The sequence below is a fragment of the Methylobacterium sp. WL19 genome (assembly GCF_008040005.1).
GTDB lineage: Bacteria > Pseudomonadota > Alphaproteobacteria > Rhizobiales > Beijerinckiaceae > Methylobacterium > Methylobacterium bullatum.
Genome location: NZ_VRVC01000245.1, coordinates 1 through 2,565 on the forward strand (window position 1 = coordinate 1; position 2,565 = coordinate 2,565).

The window sequence follows — 2,565 nt, forward strand, 5'->3', positions numbered from 1 at the left end:
GTGACGGGGACGGCTTCCGCGGGGCGGGCGATCTCGTTCATGAGACCGCCCCTATTGGATTGTGCGTCAGCCGTCGAGACGGACGGCCGTTCCCTCGATCTCGTTGGGGCGCAGGCCGCCGGTTTTCTCGAGGTGGCGGCGCAGCAGACGGACATTGCGACGATTGGCCTTGAACGCCGCGTCGAAGATGTCGCCGGCGAGCGGCACGGCGCCGATCACCCCGTCGAAGGCCACGTTCATGGCCATCCGGGCGAGCAGCCATCGCGGGGCACCGAGGCGGCGCGCCTCGTAGACGATGTAGGAGGCGAGCAGCATGCCCGCCGCATCGCCGATGATCGGAACGAGACCGACGACGGCGTCGAGCCCCACCCGGCGGTTGATGCCGGGGATCACGAACGCCGAGTCCATGAGGTGGGCGAACTGCTCCAGCCGCAGCAACGCCGCTTCCCGGCTGTCGGGCTCGGCGCGGAAGCGCGTGGCGGTCCCCTCGCGCCGGCCGAAGGCGCCGTTGGGCAATTCGCGGGAGGGCAATTCGCGAGTGGGGAAGACGGCGTCGTTGAAGGCCATGGCGGGGCTCCGGGGGATGCGCGTCGTGGTCATGATGCAGGATGTGGCCCTGCCCGGTGCCGTCCGCAAGCGGCGGGGCCCTGAGACCTCCCGGCCTCACGCGGCCCGACCCCGCATCAGGCCGGAGAGCCGCTCCAGGGCGGCGTCGAGGGTCGCGTCCTGCTTGGCGAAGCACAGCCGCACCAGGTTGCGCACCGCCCCCCGCGCATAGAAGGCGCTGATCGGGATCGCGGCGACGCCGTGCTCGCGCACCAGGGCCTGGCAGAAGGCGACGTCGTCCGCGCAGCCGAGGCGCGGCCCCAGCTCACCGATGTCGATGGTGAGGAAGTAGGTCGCCTGCGAGGGCAGCACGGAAAAGCCGAGGCCGGTGAGGCCGGCGCTCAGCCGGTCGCGCGAGCGGGCGAAGCGCGCCCGCATGTCGAGGAAATAGGCCTCGTCCTTGGCCAGCCCGTAGGCCACCGCCTCCTGGAGATTGGGCGGCGTCGTGAAGGTGAGGAACTGGTGCGCCTTCGAGACCACCTTCAGCAGGGGCGGTGCCGCCATGACGAACCCGACCTTCCATCCGGTCAGGCTGAAGATCTTGCCGGCCGACCCGATCTTCACGGTCCGCTCCCGCATACCCTCGAACCCGATCAGCGGGCGATGGGGGCGTCCGTCGAAGGTCACGTGCTCCCACACCTCGTCGCAGACGGCCGTCACGTCGAACCGCTGGCAGAACCGTGCCAGCAGGGCGAGGTCCTGGTCCCCGAACATCGTCGCGGTCGGGTTCAGCGGGTTGTTGAGCACGACGACCCGCGTGCGCTCGGAAAAAGCTTCCGCCAGCGCGTCTTCGTCGAGGCGGAAATGCGGAGGCCGCAGGGTGACGAAGCGCGGGATGCCGCCGGCCTGCCGGACGATGGGCAGGTAGGCGTCGTACATGGGCTCGAACAGCACCACCTCGTCGCCGGGCGAGACCAGGGCGAGCAGGCTCGCGGCCAGGGCCTCGGTGGCGCCCGACGTCACCATCACCTCGGTCTCGGGGTCGAGGGCGAGGCCCTGATGGCGCTCGTAATGGTCGGCGATGGCGCGGCGCAGGGTCGGCAGCCCCATCATCGGCGGGTATTGGTTGTAGCCGTCGCGCAGGGCCTCGGCGGCCTTCTCGCGCACGTCGGCCGGGCCGGGATCGTCGGGGAAGCCCTGGCCGAGATTGATCGCGCCGAGGTCGCGCGCCAGCACCGACATCACGTCGAACACCGTATTGGGGAGATCGGCGAAGACAGGGTTCATCCGCAAAAACGCTCGTGGCTGGCGGGAGTCGACCGGCGGGACGTCCATCGGGCGCCGCCCGAGGGCCCAGGATATGCGCACATCCGGCAGGCGTCACCGCCCCCTCCCCTGGAAGGAGAAGGGGACAGGAGCGTCCTGCGAGAGCGTGTGACTGTCGTAGCCGTGCGGGAGAGGCGGATCACGCCGCGCCGTCGTCGGGTTCCGGGGACGGGCCGCCCGACAGGATGGCGTAGAGGCCCCGCGCCTCGGGGGCGGGGCCGCGCCGCTCGCCGAGTTCCAGCACCCGCACCACCGCCGTCACATGGGCGGCGGCGACGGTGACCACGTCACCGATGCCGATCCCCTTGGCGGGATTGTCGGCGCGCGTCCCGTTCACGCGGACGAAGCCGTCCTCCACCAGGGCGGCGGCAAGGGAGCGGCTCCGCGCGAAGCGGGTGAACCAGAGCCACTTGTCGAGACGCTGCCGCCCCGGCTTCATCCGCCCTCTTCAGATCCCCGGTTCAGCGCTTGCCGCCGTCGCCGGCTTCGAGCTGTGCCTTGAGCGCCGCCAGCTTGGCGAAGGGCGAATCCGGGTCCGGAGCCCGCTCGCGGCGCTGCGGACGCTGCTCCTGCTGCGCGGCGGGACGGCCTTCGTCGCGGCGCTCGGGACGGACCCGGCCGGGCTCGAACCGCTCGCGGCGGGGAGGACGTCCACCCTCGGGCCGGCCGCCATCCCGGCGGCCTCCCTCGGGC

4 protein-coding genes are annotated in these 2,565 nt (G+C 71.5%); all 4 read right to left on the reverse strand.

Going from position 1 to position 2,565, the window contains the following annotated elements:
* Positions 1-66 precede the first annotated feature (66 nt).
* Positions 67-567: a DUF4112 domain-containing protein gene (locus FV220_RS24745; protein ID WP_147833557.1), complete on the reverse strand. Its 501-nt coding sequence runs from the start codon at positions 565-567 to the stop codon at positions 67-69.
* Positions 568-663: 96 nt separating this feature from the next.
* Complete coding sequence (locus FV220_RS24750; protein WP_147833558.1) at positions 664-1,833, reverse strand: aminotransferase; 1,170 nt, start codon at positions 1,831-1,833, stop codon at positions 664-666.
* Between the two features lie 178 nt (positions 1,834-2,011).
* On the reverse strand, positions 2,012-2,311 hold the full coding sequence (locus FV220_RS24755; protein ID WP_056147056.1) for a S4 domain-containing protein: 300 nt from the start codon (positions 2,309-2,311) through the stop codon (positions 2,012-2,014).
* A 22-nt stretch (positions 2,312-2,333) separates the two neighbouring features.
* Positions 2,334-2,565 (reverse strand): hypothetical protein (locus FV220_RS24760; RefSeq protein WP_147833559.1); only part of this gene is annotated, 232 nt, incomplete at its 5' end.

Bases quoted from the DNA above. Each gene is read 5' to 3' on its own strand.
- FV220_RS24755 (WP_056147056.1), bottom strand. From the start codon at position 2,311: ATGAAGCCGGGGCGGCAGCGTCTCGACAAGTGGCTCTGGTTCACCCGC.
- FV220_RS24750 (WP_147833558.1), bottom strand. From the start codon at position 1,833: ATGAACCCTGTCTTCGCCGATCTCCCCAATACGGTGTTCGACGTGATG.
- FV220_RS24745 (WP_147833557.1), bottom strand. From the start codon at position 567: ATGGCCTTCAACGACGCCGTCTTCCCCACTCGCGAATTGCCCTCCCGC.